The 23,958-nt window shown below is 62.9% G+C and carries 22 protein-coding genes and 1 tRNA gene; 15 read left to right on the plus strand and 8 right to left on the minus strand.

All coding sequences use genetic code 11. The features are described from left to right. Positions 1-128 precede the first annotated feature (128 nt). The 3 genes from yidC to rpmH are packed head-to-tail and all read right to left on the minus strand — an operon-like array spanning position 129 to position 2,459. Positions 129-1,940, minus strand: a complete 1,812-nt coding sequence (yidC, locus tag NKJ37_RS15865) for a membrane protein insertase YidC (protein WP_352440595.1) — start codon at positions 1,938-1,940, stop codon at positions 129-131. A 14-nt stretch (positions 1,941-1,954) separates the two neighbouring features. After that, positions 1,955-2,308, minus strand: coding sequence for a ribonuclease P protein component (gene rnpA, locus NKJ37_RS15870; protein WP_013528505.1), 354 nt, complete (start codon positions 2,306-2,308; stop codon positions 1,955-1,957). A 16-nt stretch (positions 2,309-2,324) separates the two neighbouring features. Further along, positions 2,325-2,459 (minus strand): 50S ribosomal protein L34, encoded by a 135-nt coding sequence (gene rpmH, locus NKJ37_RS15875; RefSeq protein WP_008833937.1) that lies wholly within the window; start codon positions 2,457-2,459, stop codon positions 2,325-2,327. A 278-nt stretch (positions 2,460-2,737) separates the two neighbouring features. Here rpmH and NKJ37_RS15880 point away from each other — a divergent pair, with 278 nt between their 5' ends. Both NKJ37_RS15880 and NKJ37_RS15885 read left to right on the plus strand, forming a co-directional pair. Then, entirely contained in the window at positions 2,738-4,240 is a 1,503-nt protein-coding gene (locus NKJ37_RS15880; RefSeq protein ID WP_352440594.1) for an ATP-binding protein, read from the plus strand. A gap of 277 nt (positions 4,241-4,517) precedes the next feature. Further along, positions 4,518-4,594: transfer RNA gene (locus tag NKJ37_RS15885), tRNA-Arg, on the plus strand. A 147-nt stretch (positions 4,595-4,741) separates the two neighbouring features. Here the strand turns inward: NKJ37_RS15885 and NKJ37_RS15890 are convergent. Both NKJ37_RS15890 and NKJ37_RS15895 read right to left on the minus strand, forming a co-directional pair. Then, positions 4,742-5,422 (minus strand): response regulator transcription factor, encoded by a 681-nt coding sequence (locus NKJ37_RS15890; RefSeq protein ID WP_352440593.1) that lies wholly within the window; start codon positions 5,420-5,422, stop codon positions 4,742-4,744. Next, positions 5,400-7,004 (minus strand): sensor histidine kinase, encoded by a 1,605-nt coding sequence (locus tag NKJ37_RS15895; protein WP_352611490.1) that lies wholly within the window; start codon positions 7,002-7,004, stop codon positions 5,400-5,402. Before NKJ37_RS15895 ends, NKJ37_RS15890 begins: the two co-directional genes overlap by 23 nt. A gap of 113 nt (positions 7,005-7,117) precedes the next feature. On the opposite strand from NKJ37_RS15895, the gene NKJ37_RS15900 reads away from it, so the two are divergent. Both NKJ37_RS15900 and NKJ37_RS15905 read left to right on the plus strand, forming a co-directional pair. Beyond that, positions 7,118-8,644 carry an SLC13 family permease gene (locus NKJ37_RS15900; RefSeq protein WP_352628986.1) on the plus strand — a complete coding sequence of 509 codons (1,527 nt, stop codon included), beginning with the start codon at positions 7,118-7,120 and terminating at the stop codon, positions 8,642-8,644. 1 nt (position 8,645) lies between these two features. After that, positions 8,646-9,836, plus strand: a complete 1,191-nt coding sequence (locus tag NKJ37_RS15905; RefSeq protein ID WP_352440615.1) for a glycerate kinase family protein — start codon at positions 8,646-8,648, stop codon at positions 9,834-9,836. Positions 9,837-10,007: 171 nt separating this feature from the next. On the opposite strand, the gene NKJ37_RS15910 is transcribed toward NKJ37_RS15905, so the two are convergent. Then, positions 10,008-10,829, minus strand: a complete 822-nt coding sequence (locus NKJ37_RS15910) for an alpha/beta fold hydrolase (RefSeq protein ID WP_352774303.1) — start codon at positions 10,827-10,829, stop codon at positions 10,008-10,010. Between the two features lie 168 nt (positions 10,830-10,997). On the opposite strand from NKJ37_RS15910, the gene NKJ37_RS15915 reads away from it, so the two are divergent. Continuing rightward, complete coding sequence (locus tag NKJ37_RS15915) at positions 10,998-11,762, plus strand: SDR family NAD(P)-dependent oxidoreductase (RefSeq protein WP_352774305.1); 765 nt, start codon at positions 10,998-11,000, stop codon at positions 11,760-11,762. A 62-nt stretch (positions 11,763-11,824) separates the two neighbouring features. Here the strand turns inward: NKJ37_RS15915 and NKJ37_RS15920 are convergent, their stop codons facing one another. Further along, entirely contained in the window at positions 11,825-12,526 is a 702-nt protein-coding gene (locus NKJ37_RS15920) for a GntR family transcriptional regulator (RefSeq protein WP_352440618.1), read from the minus strand. 239 nt (positions 12,527-12,765) lie between these two features. Between NKJ37_RS15920 and NKJ37_RS15925 the strand changes: the two genes are divergently transcribed. From NKJ37_RS15925 to NKJ37_RS15970, 10 genes are all read left to right on the plus strand, one after another. Beyond that, entirely contained in the window at positions 12,766-13,806 is a 1,041-nt protein-coding gene (locus tag NKJ37_RS15925; protein WP_352774307.1) for an ABC transporter substrate-binding protein, read from the plus strand. 79 nt (positions 13,807-13,885) lie between these two features. Continuing rightward, positions 13,886-14,968: an ABC transporter ATP-binding protein gene (locus tag NKJ37_RS15930; RefSeq protein ID WP_352440620.1), complete on the plus strand. Its 1,083-nt coding sequence runs from the start codon at positions 13,886-13,888 to the stop codon at positions 14,966-14,968. Beyond that, complete coding sequence (locus NKJ37_RS15935) at positions 14,968-15,894, plus strand: ABC transporter permease (protein WP_352440621.1); 927 nt, start codon at positions 14,968-14,970, stop codon at positions 15,892-15,894. The genes NKJ37_RS15930 and NKJ37_RS15935 overlap by 1 nt, the downstream gene beginning before the upstream one ends. After that, a complete protein-coding gene (locus NKJ37_RS15940; RefSeq protein WP_352774309.1) occupies positions 15,891-16,691 on the plus strand; it encodes an ABC transporter permease in 801 nt (266 codons plus the stop codon). Before NKJ37_RS15935 ends, NKJ37_RS15940 begins: the two co-directional genes overlap by 4 nt. Before the next feature lie 81 nt (positions 16,692-16,772). After that, positions 16,773-18,359, plus strand: a complete 1,587-nt coding sequence (gene ggt, locus NKJ37_RS15945; protein ID WP_352440622.1) for a gamma-glutamyltransferase — start codon at positions 16,773-16,775, stop codon at positions 18,357-18,359. A 90-nt stretch (positions 18,360-18,449) separates the two neighbouring features. Then, positions 18,450-19,976, plus strand: coding sequence for an acyl--CoA ligase (locus NKJ37_RS15950; protein ID WP_352440623.1), 1,527 nt, complete (start codon positions 18,450-18,452; stop codon positions 19,974-19,976). Positions 19,977-19,978: 2 nt separating this feature from the next. Beyond that, positions 19,979-20,959, plus strand: coding sequence for a 2-dehydropantoate 2-reductase (locus NKJ37_RS15955; RefSeq protein ID WP_352440624.1), 981 nt, complete (start codon positions 19,979-19,981; stop codon positions 20,957-20,959). A gap of 94 nt (positions 20,960-21,053) precedes the next feature. Then, entirely contained in the window at positions 21,054-21,437 is a 384-nt protein-coding gene (gloA2, locus tag NKJ37_RS15960) for an SMU1112c/YaeR family gloxylase I-like metalloprotein (protein ID WP_352440625.1), read from the plus strand. Between the two features lie 104 nt (positions 21,438-21,541). After that, positions 21,542-21,772: a hypothetical protein gene (locus NKJ37_RS15965; protein ID WP_023810809.1), complete on the plus strand. Its 231-nt coding sequence runs from the start codon at positions 21,542-21,544 to the stop codon at positions 21,770-21,772. A 131-nt stretch (positions 21,773-21,903) separates the two neighbouring features. Then, positions 21,904-22,890, plus strand: a complete 987-nt coding sequence (locus NKJ37_RS15970; RefSeq protein ID WP_128304152.1) for a methyltransferase — start codon at positions 21,904-21,906, stop codon at positions 22,888-22,890. 1 nt (position 22,891) lies between these two features. Here NKJ37_RS15970 and NKJ37_RS15975 read toward each other — a convergent pair whose 3' ends face one another. Continuing rightward, a complete protein-coding gene (locus NKJ37_RS15975; protein ID WP_128304151.1) occupies positions 22,892-23,950 on the minus strand; it encodes an aminopeptidase in 1,059 nt (352 codons plus the stop codon). Positions 23,951-23,958 lie beyond the last annotated feature (8 nt).

Below are 23,958 nucleotides of genomic sequence, written 5' to 3' on the forward strand. Positions count from 1 at the left end.
GGGCGATCATGCCCCCGTGTCGTCAAAAAGCTACCAGCCAAATATCCTGTCAGAACACTGAAGGTGCCTAAGTGAACTGCATTACCGCGCGAGCGGGGCTTTGAAGGCTGGAGAAAGCGCTGCGCCTTCTATTCGGCCGGCGATGGTTTCTTTCGGAACAGCGCGACCAGATTGTCCCACAGCTCGATCTTGGCACCCTGGCGCTTCATGATGATGCCCTGCTGGAGGATCGACAGCGTGTTGTTCCAGGCCCAGTAGATGACGAGGCCGGCCGGGAAACCCGCCATCATGAAGGTGAAGATGACAGGCATCCAGGTGAAGATCGCCGCCTGCGTCGGATCCGGCGGCGTCGGGTTCATGCGCATCTGCAGGAACATGGTGACGCCCATGATCAGCGGCCAGACGCCGATCATCAGCATGTGCGGCAGGGTGACCGGGATCAGGCCGAAGAGGTTGAAAAGCGACGTCGGATCGGGCGCCGCCAGATCCTGGATCCAGCCGAAGAACGGCGCGTGCCGCATCTCGATGGTGATGTAGAGCACCTTGTAGAGCGAGAAGAAGACCGGGATCTGCAGCGCCACCGGCCAGCAGCCGGCAAGCGGGTTGATCTTCTCGGTCTTGTACAGCTCCATCATCGCCTGCTGCTGCTTCATCTTGTCGTCCGCGTATTTCTCGCGGATCTCGAGCATTTTCGGCTGCACCTTCTTCATGTTCGCCATCGACGCGTAGGACTTGTTGGCGAGCGGATAGAAGATGGCCTTGACGATGACGGTGGTGGCGAGGATGGCCAGGCCGAAATTGCCGAAGAATTTGTAGAGCGTGTCGATCAGCCAGAACATCGGCTTGGTGATGAAGTGGAACCAGCCCCAGTCGATCAGGAGATCGAACCGCTTGATATGACGGTCTTCCGCATAGGCGTTGATCTTGCCGACTTCCTTGGCGCCGGCGAAGATTTCGCTCTCCACCGTCGCCGACTGGCCGGCATCGACGGTGATCGGGTCGGTGAGGAAGTCGGACTGGTAGCGATGGCGGCCGTCCTCGAAATAGGCGTAGCGCGGCTGGAACGGCTGCTTCTCCGTCGGCACCAGCGTCACCGCCCAGTATTTGTCGGTGATGCCGAGCCACCCGTCGGTCGACTTGCCCGGCGTGAACTGCTTGTCCTTCTCGATGGACGCGTATTTGTGCTCCTGCAGGCCTTCGGTGCCGGTGAAGCCGATCAGGCCCTCATGCAGCACATAGGTGCTGGCAACGAGCGGCTTGTCGAAGCGGGTGACGCGGCCGTAATTGGACAGCGAGACAGCGGCCGTGCCCGCATTCTGCACCGTATCGGACACCGTGAACATGTAGTTGGTGTCGACGGAAAAGGTGCGCTTGAAGGTCAGGCCCTTGTCGTTCGAATAGGTCAGCGTGACCGGGGTCGTCGGCGTCAGCGTCGCATTGCCGTCGACGGCCCACACAGTCTCGGGACCAGGCACCGCGCCGGTCTTGTCGTTGCCGACGAAGCCGATCTCGGCATAGTAGCCATTGGGCAGTGCCGCCGGGTTGAGCAGGCTGATCTCGGGCGAGTTCTTGTCGACCGTCTCAGTGTAGTGCTTGAGCTTGAGGTCGTCGAGACGGGCGCCGGTCAGGTTGATTGAACCCTCGAGGCTCGGCGTGTCGATCCTGGCGCGGGTGGTCGTGGCGAGTGCCTGTTCGCGGCCGGCCGGCGTGACGGCGTCTGTTCCCGGTGCGTTGGGAATGGCGCCAGGGGCGACGGGCGTTCCGGTGTCGGTACCGGGATTTGTGCCGGCGGCCTTCTTCTGCTCCTCGACGCGCTGCTGTTCGACGCGGGCTGCCTCGCGCTGCGCTTCGCTGCGCGGCAACACGTAAAAATATTGCCATACCGCCAGGATCAGCACCGACAGCGCGATGGTGATGAAGAAGTTCCGGTTGTTTTCCATCGAAAGCCCTTGGCCTATCGTGTTCCGCGCAGTCGGCGGGAGAGTTCGGCCTTCAACTGGCCGAACGGAGTGGTAAGCACGTCTTCGCGCCCGACGATGACATAGTCATTGCCAGGCGCCATGTCACTTGCAGCATGCGTGCGGACGGCTTCTCGCAGCCGCCGCCGGACACGGTTGCGGACAACCGCATTGCCGACCTTCTTGGTGACGGTGTAGCCGACGCGCGGCGACAGGCCGTCGCCGCGGTCGAGAACCTCAACGAGAAAAAGCCGCCCGCGTCGCTTTTCACCACGACGGACGGCCAGGAATTCCGCGCGCTTCAGAAGCCGCTTGGGATTTGGTCCCACTGGCTTGCCGGATGCGGGCAACGATCTCGTCTTCCGTTCAGGCGCTGAGCCGCTTGCGACCGCGGTTGCGGCGAGCTGCGACGACGCCGCGACCACCCTTGGTGGCCATGCGGGCACGGAAGCCGTGCCGACGTTTGCGGACGAGTTTAGACGGTTGGTAGGTACGCTTCATTTGTTTTAATACCGCGGGGTGCGGCCCTTCTTGATTCTGTCACTGTGTAACAGGAGCTTTGCCGGGCCGGCTTTGGCGCGATCGAAACCGCGCCGGGACGAATGGCCCGAGCGTGTGCGGGCTTATAGAAAGAAGGCTTTTGGAAGTCAATCCGGAGTCGTCGGGCGCAATCCGGCTCCGTTCAGGCCGGTTTATGTTTGCGACCAAGGATGAAATTGGCAAGAAAGCCGTAATCGCCTAATCTGCGTTGATCAAGTGATCGTGAAGACATTAGCCGCATGAGCGAAACCATACAGGCACAGGAAGGGATCGGCACGGCGGGGTCCACCGAGGCGCCAGCCACCGTGCGCACGGTTCCGCTGTCGCGCGGCCTGTCGACCAAGCTGCTGCTGCTGACCATCGTCTTCGTGCTGTTGGCCGAAGTGCTGATCTTCCTGCCCTGGATCGCCAGCTACCGGCTGAACTGGCTGAAGGAGCGGCTGAGCACGGCGGCGGCGGTGTCGATCGTGCTGGTGCAAGGCGAATCCACCTCGCTGTCGCGCACGGCCCAGAACGACGTGCTGATGGCGATCGGCGCCAAGGCGATCGCGGTGCGCGACGGCGGCGTCTCGCGGCTGCTGGTGGTGGCCGAAATGCCGCCGAAGGTCGACGAACACATCGATATCGCTTCGATCGGCATGATCAAGGGCATGACCGGCGCGCTCGACACGCTGTTTTTCGGCGGCGACCGGATGCTGCGCGTCTTCGGCCCGGTCGGCGAGTCCGACAAGGAGTTCGAGCTGATCATGCCGGACAACAGCCTGCGCAATGCGATGCTGCGCTATTCGCGCAACGTCGCCTTCGTCTCGCTGCTGATCTCGCTGTTCACCGCCATGCTGGTCTACGCCGCCATCGACCTGATCATGATCGGGCCGATCCGGACCATGACGCGCTCGATGCTGTCCTTCTCCGAAGCGCCCGACGATCCCGGACGGATCATCCATCCGGCTGCCCGCGCCGACGAGATCGGCGTTGCCGAGCGCGAGCTGTCGCAGATGCAGGAGCGGCTGCAAAAAATGCTCTCCGAGCAGAAGCATCTTGCCGACCTCGGCCTCGCGGTCTCCAAGATCAACCATGACATGCGCAACATCCTGGCCTCGGCGCAGCTGATGTCGGACCGCCTGCGCCAGGTCAAGGATCCGACCGTGCAGGCCTTCGCGCCGAAACTGCTGCGCGCACTCGACCGCGCCGTGTCTTATTCCGAAGGCGTGCTTCACTACGGCCGCACGCAGGAGCCGCCGCCCGCGCGGCGCCGGCTCCGGCTCCGGCAGCTGGTCGAGGACGTGCAAGGCTTGCTCGACATCGAGCAAGGCATCGAGTTCGTCAATTCGGTCGAGCCGACCTTCGAGGTCGATGCCGATTCCGACCAGTTGTTCAGGGTGCTGACCAATCTGTGCCGGAATTCCGTGCAGGCGATGGCGGCCGACAGCGAAAACGCCCTGGTGCGCCGCCTGGCGGTGTCGGCCGTGCGCCTGGGCAGCGTCAGCCGCATTGCCGTCAGCGACACCGGCCCCGGCCTGCCGCCGAAGGCGCGGGAAAACCTGTTCGCGGCGTTCCGCGGCTCGGCCCGCAGCGGCGGCACCGGCCTTGGCCTGGCGATCGCGCATGAATTGATCCGCGCCCATGGCGGCACGGTGGAGCTGGTCGAGAGCATCGGCGGACGCACCACATTCGCGGTCACCATTCCCGACCAGCCGGTCCGGCTCGACCAGGCCCGCAACGGCCTGCGCCGCCCGGCATGATGTTTCGGGCGCGTTTTGCTCCGATGCTCGTGCCTCCGGGTCCGGCGCTCCTTTTCTCAGGGATCGGCGCTCTTCCCTTCAAGGATTGAGTTCGGGCTCAACTCCGGAGCCATTTCAAGCGCCGGGATCCGGGCCGTCATCGCCAACAAAGGCACTTGTGACAAAACTTTTGCCGGATCGACTTGCTTTTCGGAAATTCAGTCGCTAGGGAACACGTCTCGTCGCGACCGGTCGTTTACGATCGGATTGCGGGGTCATGGAAAGCATGGCCTGTTGCGCGCCCGTAGCTCAGCTGGATAGAGCACCAGACTACGAATCTGGGGGTCAGGAGTTCGAATCTCTTCGGGCGCGCCATTCCATCCAATTGAAATCTTTGGCATTTTGCCTCAGCCGGCTGCGGCACTGGCTTAATTCCGAAATTCAGCCGATTTGGATGAACGATTCCTTTGAAACATGTCGCAGCCAGCAGACAAGTTGGTCGCCAGGAATTTGGCTCCGCTTCTATGCCTTCCGCTCAACCAGCATGTAGCCGACCCCGCGGACAGTCTGAATGCCGGCTGACGCACTTGGTCCCAGCTTGGCCCGGAGATAGCGAATGTACACCTCCACGATCTTAGTCCCGGGTTCGGAGCTGTATGACCAGACATTGTTGAGGATGCGCTGGCGGCTAACCACTTTTCCCGCATTAAGCATCAGGAAGTGCAGAAGGTCGAATTCACGTCGGGTGAGGCGGATTTCCCGGTCGCCATCCGTTAGACGGCGAGCGCTCGTGTCGAGGTTGAGGCCGCCGATTCGAAGCGACTGCTCCTCCCCTGTTCCCGGACGGCGTCGGCGCAGGGCATCAATCCTGGCCACCAGTTCATCAAAGGCAAACGGTTTGGTCAGGTAATCGTCGGCACCCCCCTTGAGCCCATCCACGCGATCCTGGATTGTCTCTTTGGCCGTCAGCATCAGGATGAGAACCGGCCACTGCTCTGATCGAACGATCCGGCACAGTTCAAGACCATCCAGGTAGGGGAGCAGGCGGTCCAGGATCACCAGATCGAACGGATCCGTGCGAATGGCGGCCAATCCCTCTCGACCGTCCTCCGCGACACTCACGTGAAAGCCTTCTGCCTCCAGCCCTCGGCGGAGGAAATCGGAAACACGCCGGTCGTCTTCAACGATCAGGATTCGAATCATCGGTGTGTTGTACCAGCGGGAGTTTAATTCTGAGGAGGGTTCCCGAAGGCTCAATCCGTTCAAGGCCGATCGTGCCGTCATGCCTGTCTATGATCTTCTTGGCGATCGCAAGGCCAACACCGAGCCCATCGGCAACAGATCTCTCGCCAGCATGTCCGCGATAATAGCGGTCAAACACGAACGGAAGATCACTGGCACCGATGCCTGAACCGCTATCGCGGACGACAATCTCAAGCGCGCCGTCGCGCCCGGTCATCTCAACCGAGATCGTCTGGTGTGGTTTTGAATACTTTATGGCGTTGTCGAAGCCGATCAGCAGCGCCTGCTTGAGGCGCTGGGCGTCCCCTCGAATGAGGCTATGGTCTGCGTTAAGTGAGAGATCAACGGATATTTGCTTGGGGGTAGCGAGTACGGACGCTTCCTGAACGGCCGCCTTCACAACCTCGCCGACATCGATGATTTGCGACGAGAAGCTCATATCTTCCGCTTCAGAGCGGGCGACGGCGAGAAGGTCCTCCAGGTTGCGAGCCATATCCTCGGCGTAGTTGCGGATTCGGTTCAAGGCCTCCCCGTAAGGTCGAACACGCGGTTGGCCGCGAAGGGCAACATCCGCCTCTCCACGGAGAATCGTCAGCGGCGTGCGTAGCTCATGGCTTGCCTCCGCAAAAAATTGGATTCGCCGGCTGTTGAGAGCCCTGAGTTGTTTATTCGCTTCACGAAGCTCGCGCGTGCGCAGCTGAACTTCAGCCTCCAGCCGACCCTGGACCGAAATCAGAGCGGCACGTTCGATCTCAAGTGCCTCGGCCATGCTGTTGAAACTTCGCGACAAGGAAGCGAACTCGTCGCGCCCGGCTGCGGGGATGCGATGGTGAAGCTTACCCGCGGCGATGGCTTTGGCACTTTCATTTAGCTCACGCACAGGTGCGGCGATCGACCGCCGCAGAACGAGGCCGAAGCCCAGGCTGCCCAGCATGAGCAAGGTGGAGGAGCCGCCGGTCATGAGCAGCAGATGCCATTGCGCACCACGAACCCGTTCGAGTTCCGCTCCAACTTCGCTGCGCTCCTCGTGCAAGGCAGCCTCGATCATTCCTTCGAAATCGCTCTCCAGTCGATGCTCTACATCATTTCGGAAGCTTTCCACGATGCCTGCCGGCTCGCCTCTTGATCGCTGGCTGAACAGCCGTTGGGCAGCTCGATCGATAGCTTCAAACAGCGCCTTGATGCGGCCGACGAACTCGAGTTCGCCCTCCTCCTGGCTTCTGTCGCTCCAAAAGCCGAGCGCACCAAGTTCCTCGCGCGTTGCGCCTTCCAACTTATGGAATCCAAAATACAATTCTCTTCGTGCCGCCTCGAAATCCGGCATCTGCTCAGGCCCGAGCAGCAGGACCTCGGCCACTTGCTCGGTGTAGTTGTTGGCCTGGCCATTGAGTTCCGCAAGAGCCTCAAACCGTCCGTGGACGCTGTCTACGCGGCGGACGAATTCTTCCGTCAGGTGCAGTGTGGCGAGTGCCAATCCGGAAATCAGCCCGACGAGGGCGAGGATGAGAATTTGAAAAAGGAGGATGCGACCTCGAACAGTCATGCGGGTGATCCCTGCTGGCGATCGACTAGCGTCTCGCACCAAATTCTAACCGGAGCTCTCCCGCCCGTCTAACCAGAAGCCCCTAAATTCGAACGCTGGGACGTGCGACGACCGTGCGCCTGTCCGATCGCCGGAGCGGCGACAAGCTCGAAGAGGTTCGGTTGGTACAAGTAGAGTTCCAGGCTGAGATCGGCTCCCTTGTCGGGAAAAAGATGACGGCGGTCTGGCCGGTGTGGCGCGCCGCGCTGATCGGAATCGGTGCATGTCTCGTCGTTGTCAGTATCGAATTCGGCCTCCCCGCTCTCCCATCGGACGCTCGGCGAGCGCTCGAGATCCTGCTTGTCGCGATCATAGGCTGGACCTTGACGCCGTTCGACGACACCTTCGTTGCTATCGTCGCCGGACTGGCAATGGCGCTGCTCGTCAATCGTGATCCCGGGGCGCTGTTTCACGCGCTTGGGGATGAGTTGATCTGGCTGTTGCTCGCCTCTTTCATCCTTGCGGCCGCCGTCAAGGCAAGTGGGATCGCGGATCGCATCCTCGGCCTCGTGACAGGGCGCATGCGGTCGGTTCGCGCGGTCGCGTATGCTTTGGCGGCGGTCATGGTCGCCACAGCCTTCATTATTCCGTCAACGTCGGGTCGGGCAGCCTTAATGATCCCGGCTTATCAAGCGGTTGCGGGGCGCTGTGGAAATGCTCGGTTGCGAAGGGCATTCGCGCTGTTGTTTCCCACTGCTATTCTCCTCTCGGCCTTTGCGTCGCCCGTGGGGGCCGGTGCCCATCTCCTGGCGATCGAAATGGTCGACCGCCTCTCAGGGGTGAAGGTGAGCTACCTGGAATGGATCGCCCTCGGTCTGCCGTTTGCGGCCGTGAGCACCTTTGTTTCAGTTGAGTGTCTTCTCCGGCTTTTCCTGTCACCCGCAGAACGGCGGGCAGCGCTTTTGCTGCCGACGGTAAGCAATGATGGGGTCGGGTTGGCACGGCAGCCGATACTCTGGATCGCCGCGGGCGTTGTCATCGCGTGGCTGACCGAATCTTTGCACGGGCTCAATGCCACCGTCATCGCACTCAGCGGCGCTCTCGCCGCATCGCTTCCGGGGCTCGGCGCGGTGAGGTTTGACGATGCCATTAGGAGTACCGAGTGGAAGCTGCTCCTGTTCCTTGCGGCGACCATCTGCCTGGCAGACGGCCTGGTGGCGTCGGGTCTTCATCAATGGTTGATCGAGACGACGGTGAACCCACTGCGGGTCGTCGGCTTGGGGCCGCTGGCCCTCCTCTCGTTGCTCGCTTTGCTGGGCCTTTTCAGCCATCTCCTTATTCACAGTCGCACGGCGCGCGTATCGGTGCTGCTGCCTCCGGTTCTGATGATTGCGTCGACAGCGCGGCTCGACCCCCTCCTTGCGATGCTTGTGCTCGTCTCAGCGACCGGCTTTTGCCAAACGCTCATGATCTGCGCGAAGCCGGTCGCGCTTTTCGGGGGACTCGACGACGAAGGCTACGGCCCGAGGGACTTGGCCCTCCTGAGCGCCGTCCTGCTGCCGGTGCAATTCCTTTTGATCGTCGTGTTCGCGGTGGGCGCGTGGCCAATGATCCAAGGTCTGCTCATCACGCTCGGTCTGCAAGTTTCCGGAGGGTCATAGCATGTCGAAAAAGAAAGAGCCGAAGAAGAGAAAACGGCTTCGAGTGCTGGTCGCACCGTCTGGTTTTAAGGAGAGCCTCGGCGTTCGTGATGTTATCGATGCATTGGCGCGCGGCGTCCGCAATGCGGTTCCGACAGCAAAAGTGTTTAGCCTTCCGATGGTGGATGGAGGCGAGGATTTTACGCGTACGCTTGTTGAGCTGTCCCATGGTGAGTTGCATTCCGTCACCGTCACGGGGCCAGTCGGGCAACCTGTGGAGGCGACCGTCGGTTTTCTCGGCCGAGGAAAGAAGCGGACGGCTGTTCTGGAGATTGCGGCGGCTGCCGGGCTGCGGCTCGTTCCCACGGACATGCGCGACCCGACCCGTACTACAAGTTATGGGGTGGGGGAGTTGATTCATGTGGCACTCGATCTTGGCGCCGAAAGGATTCTGATCGGCTGCGGTGACTCGGGCGTCAACGATGCGGGAATGGGGATGGCCCAAGCTCTAGGCGTGCGCTTGCTCGATGGGGACGGCCACTCTATTTCGGGGAGCGGCTCGGCGCTTTCGTCACTCGCTCGCGTCGATCTTTCCGATCGTGACCGCCGCCTTTCGAATGTTCGTATCGACGTCGCCGTGAACCCCTACAATATGCTGCTCGGCGAGAGAGGCGTCGCTCGGGTATTTGGTCCGCAAAAGGGTGCAACGCCTGACCAGGTGGCGTTGCTCGATCAGGGCATGGAAAATCTCGCTCATATCGTCCGCCGCGACCTCGGCATCGACGTAGCGCCGCTTGTCGGCGGAGGAGCTTCCGGTGGACTTGGCGCCGGGCTTCACGCCTTTGTTGGAGCGCGGCTGCAGCCACGCTTTGATCTTATCCGGCGGTATATTGATCTTGATCGCCGACTGGCAGATGCCGACATGGTCATGACGGCCGAGGGCGGTCTGGACGGACAGACTGGCTTTGGCAAGGTGCCGGCGGAGATTGCACGGCGCGCGAAACGTTACAATCTGCCTGTGATTGCCTTGGCCGGCACGGTCGGACTGGGCGCCGAGGCGACCCACGAAATTGGCATCGATGCGTTCTTTAGCATTCTTCGCCGGCCATGTTCCCTCGAAGACGCGATCCGTGACGCCGACATGCTGCTGGCGAACGCGGCCGAACAGGCGATGCGGCTGATGTGGGCCGCGCGCGCTTTTAAGTTCAGATAATGGGTCTTGTCTCGCCCAAGGCCGCGAGGCGTGCGGCTTCGGCCCGAAATTTCCTGGGCCATGTGAAGGCTCACATCAACAGCGGTTTACGTCGTCGCATTGCTTCCGCGACTTGCCCGGACCTACGCAAGTATACGGCTCAGGGCGAGCCCGCATCGACGAACTCCCGTATCAGCTCTGCAGCCCTGGACCCCTGCGTCTCCAGAAGGGATGGCCCGCGTCGAAGATGTGAGCCTCCATCCGAGGAAGGTCGATGAGCCAGGACTGAACCTCCGCAATGTCGAAAAAGACATCGTGGCGACCCCAAAGAAGCATGGCTCGAGGTTGATGCTTCGCCAGATAGTCAGCCACCTCCCCAAACCGGTCGACATATCGGCCGTAGTCGGCCAGCAGCGCCTTCTGCAGATCAAGCCGTCCCGGTAGACACATGACCCGCCAGTCCTCAATCCAACGCTCTGCATCGATCCGCGCCGCGATCTCGGGTGGCAGGCCGGCGACGTACTGGTCGCGGGTTCCCTCAAGGGTCAAATGGGCGGTGGCGGCCTCCTCGTTGCCGGCATTCGGCGCAGCCCAGAAGTCCAATGTGGCTGCCCACTGCGGACCAAAGCCGGAGCGGTGGGCATTGGCATTCTGAATGATGAGGCCTTCGACAAGTTCCGGAGCGCGCATGGCGAGCTGAAAAGCCACCGGAGCGCCGAAATCATGCAAATAGAGTAACCTGCGGCCCACGTTGAGACTCGCAAGCAGCTCTTCAATCGCGTTGGCCAGCATGTCGAACGATGGCTCGGATGGGAGATCGGATGCGCCGAAGCCCGGAAGGTCAGGCGCAACGACATAGACGGTGCCGGAGAGCCTGGCGGTCACGTCGCTGAACATCCGAGAGGAATTGGGGAAGCCGTGCAACAGGACTAGCGCGGGCTTGGAAACATCGCCGGCCGTCCGGACGGCCACCTCGCCGCCAGAGGACAAGGATATTTTCTGGATCTCCGGCACGTCCTTTCCTCCACGCCCACGCGATCGCCAAGCTGCACGCTTCGTTCGGTTCGACTTTCGGATTTTCAGAGAACTCAAAGCGGCGTGGAATGTTGCAAAGCCAAATCCTCGCGGGCTGTTGCCCAAAGCGCGTGGTAAGACCGGGAGCGGAAACCAGCGGAGCCTGATTTGACCATCTCCTCTACCAACACCAAGCGCGCACTTATCACCGGGGCCGGTGCGGCCGACGGGATCGGCTTTGCCATTGCCCGGCAGCTCGGCCGTGCCGGCCATGCGGTCTTCCTCACGGGAGCCAGTACGCGCGTGCTCGATCGCGCCGCCGAGCTTTGCCGCGAAGGCATCGATGCCAAAGCCGTGGTCGCCGATCTCACCATCGCTGCCGATGTCGCGCGGCTGCGGGCCGATGTCGGGGCGGTCGGTATCCTGGTCAACAATGCCGGCATGGGCTCGCTGGCATCGCCATCGGTCGACAAGGCGTTTCTCACCATGACCGAGGCCGACTGGGACCAGGGGATCGACGTCAGCCTGAAGACCGCATTCCTCGTCACGAAGGCCTTTCTGCCGGCGATGGTCGAAGCGGGCTACGGGCGCATCGTCAATGTGGCGTCCGTCACCGGACCGCTGGTATCCTTCGAAGGCACATCAGCCTATTCCGCCGCCAAGGCCGGCATGGTCGGCCTGACGCGCACGCTGGCGCTGGAAGTGGCGAAAAGCGGCGTAACAGTCAATGCCGTGGCGCCCGGCTGGATCGAAACGGGTTCGTCGAGCGAGATGGAGCGGCAAGCCGCCCTGCACACGCCGCCGGCGCGGGCCGGGCGGCCGGATGAGGTGGCCGCAGCGGTGGTGTTCCTGGCCTCGGAAGGTGCCAGCTATGTCAATGGCGCCCTGCTGGTGGTCGACGGCGGCAACCGCCTTCAGGAGCGCAAGGGCTAAGCTCAAAGGCGCTTGTCGTCAGGGTCGGTCGGCGGGCAGGCCTCGCCCAAGTTCCTCACCCCTCAAGACGCCTTGGCCAGAAAGTTCCGATAATCCGACTTGGCCTGCAGCAGGCGCAGCACATTGTCGCGCGAGCCCCGCACATGGGCGCGCGCCAGCGTGCCGGCTCTGGCGGCGTCGCCGGCGCAGATGGCATCGACGATTTCGGCATGCTCGTCGCGGGCGATCTTCCATTCGTCCAGCCACAAAAGTTCGGTCCAGACATAGTGCTGGCACTTGTCGAGGATGCCGCACAGCATGCCGTGCAGCATCACATTGCCGCTGATTTCGGCGATGACGCGGTGCAGGTCAATGCCGACCTCAAGCTCCTGGAATTTTTCCCTGTTGGTGCGCTCCGGAATGGCGGCCAGCCGCTCGCATTCGGCCAGCATGGCGCGCAGCCGTGCCTTGTCCTGGTCCGTCGCCGCCGCTGCCGCCAGTTCCGTCGCGTGGCCGTCGAGCAGCTCGCGGATCTCGAATGCCTCGCGGAACATGTTGATGTCGAACTCGGTGACGACATAGCCCTGGCGCGGCCGGCCGGTGACCAGCCCGTCGCGCTCGAGACGGTTGAAGGCCTCGCGCACCGGGGTGCGGCTGACAGTCAGCTTCGCCGCGATGTCGTTTTCGGTGACGCGCGAGCCCGGCGGAATCTGGCCGGTCACGATCATCGCCTTGAGCGCGGAGTAGACCGAGTCACGCAACGTATTTTTGGTTTTCTTGGCCAAGCTTCCCTTCCCACTTCTCCGGCCTTTCAGCCGGAACACGCATAGCTGTAGCCGCAGTCGGCATAATTTGCCACGCCCCCGGCGACGCCGTTCCTCGCCACCTTGTCCGGCTCGAAACCCGTGAATTCGATCGAGCCGGCGGTGTTGACAACATCGATCGCTAGGCTACACTCAAAATTGTATACAAAATAGCATGCCAAATCGAAAACAATGGGAACACCGGTTGGAGAGCCGAAAAAATGAACAGGACCAGAAGCGTTAGTATCGTTGCGATTGCGGGCCTCATGGCTTCGCTCGCGGCCCCCGCCATAGCGGGCGACACCATCACCGTCGCCTCATGGGGCGGCACCTACCAGGAGGCGCAGACCAAGGCGTTTTTCAAGCCTACCGCCGACGCGCTCGGCATCACCATCAAGGAAGACACCACCAACGGCCTCGACGACGTCCGGCTGCAGGTGACCGGCAATGCGGTGAAGTGGGACATCACCGAACTTGGCGCCGACGAATGTGCGCGCGGCTCGAAGGAAGGGCTGTTCGAGAAGCTCGACTACGGCATCATCGACAAGAGCGGCATCAACCCGAAGCTTGTCCACGACGACTGGGTCGGCATTTCCTACACATCCGTCGTGCTGATCTACCGGACCGATGTGTTCGGCGACAAAGGCCCGCAGACCTGGGCCGACTTCTGGAACGTGGAAAAGTTTCCGGGACGGCGCGCGCTGAGCGGCAGCCAGGCGACCGAAACGCTGAGCGTCGCGGCACTGGCCGAAGGCATTCCGATCGACAAGGTCTATCCGGTCGATATCGACGGCGCGTTGAAATCCGTCGACAAGATCCGTGGCCATATCGACGCCTGGTGGACCTCCGGCGCGCAGGCCATGCAGTTGGTGAAGGACGGCGAAGTCGACATGGCGAGCATCTGGAACGGCCGTGCCGGCACCTTAAAGAAGGAAGGCGCGCCGGTCAGCTTCTCCTTCGACCAGGGCGTGCTGACCGCCGACTGCATGGTCATCCCCAAGGGCTCCAAGAACAAGGAAGCCGCGATGAAGGCGCTGGCGATGTTCGTCAGCCCGCAATTGCAGGCCAATCTGCCGCTCTATGTCGACAATGGCCCGGTCAACGAGAAGGCTTTCGAGACCGGCAAGATCCCGCAGGACAGGATCAAGGACATTAATTCGGCGCCCGAGAACGTCAAGAAGCAGGTGTTGCAGGATGCAGAATTCTGGCGCGACAATTTGGTCGAGGCGACGGAAAAATTCAACAATCTGATCCAGCAATAGGCTGCGGCCGCAATCCAAACCACGGCAGGGCGACGCCTCGCCCTGCTTTCGCCGCCTCAGCCCCTGGGAGAGAAAAATCTTGTCCATTGCGCCATCCGCGTTGCCGATCGGCATGCGCGGGATCGAGAAACGATTTGGCAGCGTGCCTGTGCTGCGCGACCTCAACCTCGACGTCGAGGCTGGTGAATTCCTGACGCTGCTGGGGCCTTCCGGTTCCGGCAAGACGACGCTTCTGATGATCCTGGCCGGTTTCGTGCGGGCCAATGCCGGCTCGATCAGGGTCGGCGGCGACGAGATCATCACCACGCCGCCGCACAAGCGCAACATCGGCATGGTGTTTCAGAACTACGCGCTGTTTCCGCATATGAACGTCTTTCACAACATCGCCTTTCCGCTGAAGCAGCGCGGCGTTGCCGCCGCCGAGACGGCCGAGCGTGTCGAAAAGGCGCTCGATCTGGTGAAATTGCAGGGGCTGGGCGAGCGCCGGGTCGACCAGCTCTCCGGCGGCCAGCGCCAGCGCGTGGCGCTGGCGCGCGCCATCGTCTTCGAACCGCGCATCGTTTTGATGGACGAGCCCCTGTCGGCGCTCGACAAGGGCTTGCGCGAGCACATGCAGATCGAGCTGCGCAGCCTGCACCGGCGGCTTGGCATGACCACGGTCTATGTCACGCACGACCAGCGTGAAGCCATCACCATGTCGGACCGCATCGCGGTGATGAACGCCGGGCGCATCGAACAGCTCGACAAGCCCGAAACCCTCTACGCCACGCCGCGGACGCAATTTGTAGCCGGCTTCATCGGCGAATCGAATTTCATTCCGGTCGAGTGCCGCAACGGCTCCGTCTGGTACGAGGAGCGAAGAATCCATACGGCGGCGGCGACGCCGGCGGCAGGCCAGTACCTGATGGTGGTGCGGCCGGAAAAGCTGCGGCTGCTCACCGATGCCGAACCGGCAAGCGGCGTCAACGTGCTCAACGCGACGCTCAGCGACATCATCTACCAGGGCGACAGCTTCGTCTGCTATGCCGTGCTGCGCGACGGCCGGCAGCTGACTTTGCGCGACTATTGCCGCAGCGATGTGCTGGCGAAAATGCCCGCACCCGGCCATCCAGTCTCATTCGGTCTCGATGCGCAGGACACGATCCTGGTGGCGGCAGACTGATGAGCGCGCAGACCGCCCTCATGCAGGAGAAAGCCGGCCGCTCGGGCCCGGATCTGAACACGCAGGCGCTGCATATGGACGCTCGGCGCGAGTCGTTGCGGTTGCTGGCGCTGCTGTCGCCGAGCCTGTTGCTGGTCTTCGCCATCATCATCGTGCCCATCGGCTGGCTGTTCTGGCTGTCGCTGTTCGACGAAGCCGGCGCCTTCAGTCCCGCCAATTATGCGCGCTTCTTCGAACAGGCCTCCTACATCAAGACCTTTATCACCACCTTCAAGGTCGCCTTCATCGTCACCGGCGCCTGCGTGCTGCTCGGCTATCCCTTAGCCTACATGCTGTCGCAACTGCCGCGCCGGGCGGCGTCGATCTGCCTGATCTTCGTCATCCTGCCGTTCTGGACATCGGTTCTGGTGCGCACCTATGCCTGGCTGGTGATCCTGCAGCGCAAGGGCCTGATCAACAGCTGGCTGATCGATCTCGGTGTCATCAGCCAGCCGCTATCGCTCGCCAACAATTTTTCCGGCGTCGTCATCGGCATGACGCATATCCTGCTGCCGTTCCTGGTGCTGCCGCTCTACGCCTCGATGAAGACCATCGACATCGACTGCCTGCGCGCCGGCATGAATCTCGGCGCCGGCCCGGCCGCCACCTTCCGGCAGATCTTCTTTCCGCTGTCGCTGCCCGGCCTCGCCTCGGGCGTGGTCATCGTCTTCGTGCTGTGCCTGGGCTTCTTCGTCACGCCTGCGCTCATGGGCGGCGGCAAGGTCATCATGTGGGCGATGCGCATGGAACAGACCACCAGCCTCTATTCCAACTGGGGTGCGGGTGCAGCACTGGGCGTGGTGCTGCTGGTGGTCACGCTGGCGCTTCTCGGCCTGTTCCAGTGGCTGCTCGGCGCGCGCGCCACAGGTGTGTGGAGTTCGCGATGAGCGAGGATGTCGGCCTGCCGATCTCGCATCGGCAACGGCTGTGGCTCTATTGCCTCGGCGGCCTCGTGCTTCTGTTCCTGATCGCGCCGTCGATCATCATCGTCATCATGTCGTTTTCGGATTCGACGCTGCTGCAATTCCCGCCGCAGCAATGGTCGCTGCGCTGGTACCAGACCTATTTCGGCTCACTGGAATGGCGCGACGCTACGATCGTCTCGGTCAAGGTGGCTGTTATGACAGTGCTCGTCGCGACACCGCTCGGCACCGCTGCAGCCTATGCCATCAACAGGGGCACGCTGCGCCTCAACGGCACCATCAACGCGCTGCTGACGGCGTCGCTGATCGTTCCGGTGATCCTGATCGGCATCGGCACCTTCTTCCTCTATGCGCGCATCGGGCTCAACAACACGCTGACCGGGCTGGTCATCGCGCATACGGTGCAGGCCTTGCCGCTGGTGGTGCTGACGGTGCTGTCGGGCTTGCGCTCCTACGACATGAACCAGGAGCGCGTGGCGCGCAGCCTTGGCGCCGGCCGCGTCGCCGCCTTCTGGCAGGTGACGATGCCGCAGATCCGCTTCTCGATCGTCTCGGGCGCGCTGTTTGCCTTCATCACCTCCTTCGACGAAGTGGTGGTTTCGCTGTTCATATCGGGCGGCGAGACCACGACATTGACACGCCGCATGTTCAACGCGCTGCGCGACCAGATCGACCCGACGATCGCTGCCATCTCGACCTGCCTGATCGTTCTCTCGGTCGTGCTGTTGTCGGTTGCGCAGATCTTCGGCCGGCGGCATTGATTTCACCAGACCAATTCGCAGAAGTGACCAACTTGCAGACGTGACCAACTTGCAGACGTGACCAGGGGATATCCAGACAGAATGCGTGATTTCCAGTTTCCCGGCCGCTCGCCGGTTCGTGCCACCGAGGCGGTTGCCGCGACCTCGCATCCGCTTGCAACCCTTGCGGCCATCGACATGCTGCGCTCCGGCGGCAATGCCATGGATGCCGCCGTCTGCGCCGCCGCCGTGCAGGGCGTCGTCGAGCCGCAATCGACGGGCATCGGCGGCGATTGCTTCGTGCTCTATAGCCCGGCGGGACAGGGCAATGTGCTGGCCTTCAATGGTTCGGGTCGGGCGCCAGCCAAAGCGACGGTCGACTGGTACCGCGAAAAAGGCTTCGATCGCATCCCGCTGCAGGGTCCGCATGCGGTCACCGTGCCGGGCGCTGTCGACGCCTGGGGCCGCCTGCTCGAAGACCATGGCCGCAAGGGCCTTGCCGAGGTGCTGGCGCCGGCCATCCACTATGCCGAGAACGGCTATGTCGTGCACGACCGCGTCGCCTTCGACTGGGCCGAACCGGAAACCGACCTGTCGGCCGACGAGCATGCCGCGCGCATCTTCCTGCCCGGCGGCAAGGCGCCGAAGGCGGGTGACATCCACAGGCAGCCGGAACTAGCGGCGACGTTGCGCATCATCGCCAAACACGGCCGAGCCGGTTTCTATGAAGGCGCTGTCGCCGACGATATGGTTAGTCGGCTTAACGAATTGGGCGGACTTCATTCGGCCGAGGATTTCGCCTCGACCCGAGGCGATTATGTGACGCCGGTCAGCACCTCTTATGGCGGCCACGAGATCCACCAGATGCCGCCCAACAATCAGGGGCTGACGGCGCTTTTGATGCTGAATTTGCTGTCGGGCTTCAAGCTTGGCGGACTTGACCCCAATGGCGCCGAGCGCCTGCATCTGGAGATCGAGGCCGGGCGCCTGGCCTATCGCGACCGCGACCGCTATCTCGGCGACCAGGATCATGTCCCGGTGCCGGTCAAACAGCTCCTGTCCGGCGCCTATGCCGACCGGCTGCGCGCCGAGATCGACCGCGACCGCGCCATGACGCATCTGCCGCGCGTGGAGCTGCCCGGCAGCGACACGGTCTACATCTCCATCGTCGACCGCGACCGCAACGCGGTTTCCTTCATCAACTCGACCTATTATTCGTTCGGCAGCGGCGTCGTCGGCCCGAAGACCGGTGTCGTGCTGCAGAACCGCGGTTCGAGCTTCCGCCTCGACCCGGCACATCCGAACGCGATCGCGCCCGGCAAGCGGCCGATGCACACGATCATGCCGGGCATGGCGACGAAGAACGGCCGCGTCGTGATGCCGTTCGGCGTCATGGGCGGCGGCTACCAGCCGTTCGGCCATGTCCATCTGCTGACCAACATGATCGACTTCGGCATGGACCCGCAGCAGGCGCTGGATGCGCCCAGGGTGTTTTACAATGACGACACCGTGGAGGCCGAGCGTGGCGTTCCCAGCGAGGCGATCGAGGGCCTGCGCCGGCGCGGCCACCGCATCGCCGAACCGCATCACCCGCTGGGCGGCGGGCAGGTGGTGCTGATCGACTGGGAGAAGGGGACGCTGACCGGCGCTTCCGATCCGCGCAAGGATGGTTTGGCGCTTGGCTACTGACGCAATCCGTTGTCCAATGGCGTATCCATATCGAGGCAAGCCCGTCAGCGGGGCTGCCGCCAATAGCCGTTCGAAATCCAGCCGGTGATCATGACCCAAACTGAAACCCACGCAGATCTCTCCCGCCGTCTCGCAGCGGGGGCGGACGATGCACCTGCCATCCTGGCGCCCGACAGGGCGACGCTCAGCCATGGCGGATTGCGCAGCCTGATCGCCGACACGGCAAAACAGCTGCATGCGCGCGGCATCGGCCGGGGCGACAGGGTGGCGATCGTGCTGCCGAACGGGCCCGAGATGGCCACCGCCTTTATCGCCGTGGCGGCCGCCGCCTCGACGGCACCGCTCAATCCAGCCTACCGGGCCGACGAGCTCGATTTCTACCTCACCGACATCGGCGCCAAGGCGATCCTTGTCGCCGAGGGCGAGACCGGCCCTGCGGTGACGGTGGCCGAACGCCTCGGCATCGGCGTGCTGCGGCTTGTCGTGCAGCCCGCCACACCCGCCGGCAGTTTTGCGATCGAGGGCGCGGCGATCGGGCCCCCGGCATCACCCGACATGGCGCAAGACGGCGACATCGCGCTTTTGCTGCACACCTCCGGCACGACGTCGCGGCCAAAACTGGTGCCGCTCAGCCATGCCAACATCGCAGCCTCGGCTGCCCATATCGGCGGCACGCTTGGCCTGACGGCCGATGACCGCTGCCTCAACATCATGCCGCTGTTCCACATTCACGGCCTGATCGCGGCCGTGCTGTCGTCACTGGCTGCCGGTGGCAGCATCTATTGCACGCCGGGCTTCAACGCGCTGCGCTTCTTCCAGTGGCTGGGCGAGGCACGACCGAGTTGGTACACGGCGGTGCCGACCATGCATCAGGCGATCCTGCCTCGCGCGGCACGCAATGCCGAGGTGCTGGCGGCAACGCGCCTGCGCTTCATCCGTTCGTCCTCGGCGTCGCTGCCGGCGCAAGTGATGGCTGAACTGGAAGCGACCTTCGGCTGTCCGGTGATCGAATCCTACGGAATGACCGAGGCCGCGCACCAGATGGCGTCGAACCGGCTGCCGCCGGGCCAGCGCAAGCCGGGCAGCGTCGGGGCCTCCGCCGGTCCGGACGTGGCTGTCATGGCGCCCGACGGGCGACTGCTCAAGGCCGGCGAGACCGGCGAGATCGTCATTCGCGGGCCCAATGTGACTGTTGGCTACGAGAAGAACCCGGATGCCAACGCCACCGCCTTCGCGCATGGCTGGTTCCACACCGGCGACCAGGGCGTGCTGGACGAAGACGGCTATCTCAGGGTCACCGGACGGCTCAAGGAGATCATCAACCGCGGCGGCGAAAAAATCTCGCCGCTCGAGGTCGACGATGTGCTGATGGACCATCCGGCGGTGGCGCAGGTCGTCACCTTCGCCATGCCGCATGACAAGCTTGGCGAGGAGGTGGCCGCGGCGGTTGTGCTGCGCGAAGGCATCAGTGCCACCGAGGGCGACATTCGCACCTATGCCGCGACGCGGCTTGCCGACTTCAAGGTGCCGCGCAAGATCCTGATCCTGGACGAGATCCCCAAGGGCGCGACCGGCAAATTGCAGCGCATCGGCCTCGCTGCCAAACTGGGGCTTTGACGATGAAGATCACCATCTTCGGCGCCGGTGCGATCGGCGGCTATCTCGCTGCCAAGCTTGCCATGACTGGGCGGACCGATCTTTCGATCGTCGCGCGCGGGGCGCATCTGGAAGCGATCAAGGCAAATGGCCTGCGCCTGATCGAGGACGGCCAGGAGACGTCCGTCCCCGTCCGGGCCGCCGCGAAAGCCGAGGAACTTGGCGTCCAGGATTATGTGGTTCTGGCGCTAAAAGCCCATTCCCTCACCTCGGCCCTTGACCAGATCGCACCGCTACTCGGGCAAGACACCGCCGTCGTCACCATGCAGAACGGCGTGCCGTGGTGGTACTTCCACGGCGTTGGCGGGCCGCGCGAAGGCACCAGGCTGAACGCGGTCGATCCCGGCGGCAAGATCTGGCAGCGGATCGGACCGGACCACGTCATCGGCTCGGTCGTCTATCCGGCCGTCGAGGTCGATGCGCCGGGCCTCATCCGCCATGTCGAGGGCAGACGCTTCTCGCTCGGCGAACCCTCCGGCGAGCGCAGCGAACGGGTTACGCTTCTGGCCGAGGAAATGGTCAAGGCCGGCCTGCAGGTGCCGGTGCGCGACGACATCCGCGGCGAGATATGGGTAAAGCTGTGGGGCAATCTGTCCTTCAACCCGATCTCGGCGCTGACCGGCAGCACGCTTGCCGCAATTGTCGCCGACGAAGGCACCCGCACGCTCGCTCGCACCATGATGCTGGAAGCGCAGGCGATCGGCGAAAGCCTCGGCGTGCGCTTTCCCATAGCGGTCGACCGGCGCATCAAGGGCGCCGGCGATGTCGGCGAACACAAGACCTCGATGCTGCAGGACCTGGAGCGCGGCCGGCCGATGGAGATCGACGCGCTGGTGAGCGCGGTGCAGGAACTTGGCCGGCTAACGGACAAGCCGACCCCGACCATCGATGCCGTGCTGGCGCTGGTGCGGCGGCTGGCGGTGGAACGCGGGTGTTATGGGTGAGGTGGGAAGGACAAGGCAAATCGGAGCCGTGGCGCGCGACGATCCAGGCCTTGAAGCACCTTGGCCTCATATCCCCTTGACTGGAGTTAGCAGCATGCTGAACGCCATTCACCACGTCGCGCTCATCTGCACCGACTATGACCGGTCGCGACGGTTCTACGTCGAACTCCTCGGCCTCGATCTGATCCGGGAGGTCTATCGGGAGGAGCGGCAGTCATGGAAGGCGGATCTGCGGATCGGGTCGGCCCAACTGGAATTGTTCTCCTTCCCTGCACCGGCGATGCGGCCATCCCACCCAGAGGCTACAGGCCTGAGACATCTGGCATTTGCTGTGGCTAATCTTGAGCCCGTAATTATCCGCCTGGAAGCCGCAGGCGTTGCCTTTGAGCCAATCCGGATCGACCCATACACAGACCAACGGTTTACTTTTTTCAGAGATCCGGATGGATTGCCGCTGGAACTTTACGAAGCCTCATAAGGAACGGTTCGCTTTCGCGGCGGGCGCTGTGTACTGACGGTCTCGGTATCGGCGGACCGCGAATCTGTGCTAAGCGCCGCCCAACCAACCAAAGGACGACACCAATGAGCGAACTGACCGTGGCCGAGGCGACCGAGAGCATCTATGCCTCGCTCCGGGCGGACAATGCCGACATCGACGCACATATCGCGACGCTTAAGGCGGCGCTGACGCGGGAGGGGATAAAACAGGCGGTGTTCGATCCGACCAAACTGGCGCAGAACAACCGCTCGGGCCGCAAGTTGATGCAGGCTTATTTTCGGCAGCGCGGCGTGAGCGTGAAGTTCTCAGACTAGAGCCGCGCGCGCTCCCAACCGCACCACTGGGAGTTCTCGGCCGGTCCGTCGCCATCCGGACGTCGGGACTGTAAGTTCTAGTCCATGGGAGTTGTTTCAAGGCCGATCCTGGATCGCGGAGGGGATGTGACATGGTGGATTCTGACCGGATCGACAAGCTGATCGCAGCGGTGCCCCCCGCCTTGGCGCTTCGCGCCGGATTGGACCTTGGCATCTTCACCCGGCTCGGTGAAAGCGCGCTGACTGCTGACAGCCTCGGGGCCACGCTCAAAGTCGAACCCGATCGTCTGTCGCGGCTCCTCTACGCGCTCGCCAGCATCGGCCTCCTTGAAGTCAAGGATGGTGAATTTCGCAACGGAGCCGAAGCGTCGGCCTTCCTCGATGCGTCCAAGCCAAGCTATCGCGGCGGCGATCATGCGCTCCTGCGCGAGCTCTGGGGAGCCGACCTACTAACCGCCGAGTCGCTGCGGCAGAACCGGCCGGCTGCGCTGCACGACTTTTCCGAAGCGGGACCTGAGGCCGCGGCGGCCTTCAGCCGCATGCTCGCACCGGGTGGGGTGATTTTCGGCCGACATCTGGCCCAGGAGATGGACCTCTCGGCGGTCGGTTCGGTGATCGACATCGGCGGGGGTGCCGGGACCATACTGGTCGGGCTTCGCGAGCGGTGGCCGCACATTGCGGCGACGCTGATGGAACTGCCGACGGTCTCAGCGGTCGCGCCAGCCATCCTGTCGGAATACGGTGCCGACGACGTGGTTGTCGAAGAGGGGGACATAACCGTCGCGCCATCGGTCGGTCGGCACGATCTGGCGATCCTGAAGGCCGTCGTCCAGGTGCTTCCGCCGGACCAGGCGCGCAGTTCGATCCTGAACGCGGCGCGTTGCCTTACACATGGCGGCGAGATCGCAATTGCCGGGTGGGGTGTCGTCGATGACGACCGCCTCGGCCCGCCAGAGGGTGTCTTTCTCAATCTCACCTTCCTGAACCTCTATCGCCACGGCGAATCGTACACTGAGGGTCAGTATCGCGCGTGGATGACCGAGGCCGGATTCCGGGATATCTCCAGGTCGCGCCTGACGGACGGCTGCACGTTGTTTCGTGGACGCCTCACGGGCTGACTCAATAACAGCGATCTGCCGCGGCAAGTGCTTCGACGCGGTGAGCTTCGTCCAGTGCGCCAATCCGCCGGACCGATGCATAGAACCTGACATAGTCGCCCGAGCACAAGTCGAACAGGCGCAGAAACGCGGTCACCCGATCGCTATAAACGGACGTCGCGGCGAGCTTCGCGTTGTTGATCGGGGAGGCGAACCAGGCATCGTATCCCCGGTATCGGCCCCAGCGTCTGTCGCGCATGTGCCGGTAGCGCATCCGCAGCCGTTCAATAGCGGCCGTCTTTGCGGCCAGTTTTTGCTCCGAGGTGCCGGCGTTGGAATAGACTTGCGCCAACTCGTCCCGGGTCCGCGACACCAGCGCAAGAAATTCAGCCTTGCGTCTCCGGGCGGCTTCGTAACGGCGCAATGCGGCGGTATCGCCAGTCATGCGCAACCATTTTCTCACGCCGGTTGTTTCGACGGCGACAGCGAACGCCTCGTTGAATGCGGAATCGTCGTGCACGTAGACGCGCTGGTGGGCGAGTTCATGGAAAATCAGCCCTGCAAGATAGGTTTTATCCTCGCCGAACATCGTGCTTAGCAGCGGGTCACTTGACCAGCCGAGCGTGGAATATGCAGTGATGCCCGTCACATAGACGTCCATGCCCTGTTCTTGAAGTTCGACAGCGGTTTCAGTCGCGGACTTCCTGGAGAAATACCCCCGGTAGGGAACACAGCCGAAAACAGGAAAACACCATGTTCGCGGCGTCAGCGAAAATGCCGGCGCGGCGAAGACAGCCCATGTCACCGAGTCCCGACCAATGTCGACATAGCTGCGGTAGCTGTTGTTGTCGGGCAGCGCCAGTTCATCCGTTGCGAACTGTCGTATAGCGCTCGCCGATGCCATTCGGGCGCGCAACGCCTTCGGCGTCGAAGGATCCTCGATCAGTTTTCCGACATCCTGGCGTGCGGTCATGATCTGCAGATGACCCTTCATGGATTGCGCGTAGTAGGAAATGCTGGTGCAGCCGGTCACGCCGGACACCACGGTCATAACCGCAACCAATCGAAAGAATGCACGCATCACGATTT

This window comes from Mesorhizobium sp. M0140 (assembly GCF_040322475.1).
Taxonomy (GTDB): domain Bacteria; phylum Pseudomonadota; class Alphaproteobacteria; order Rhizobiales; family Rhizobiaceae; genus Mesorhizobium.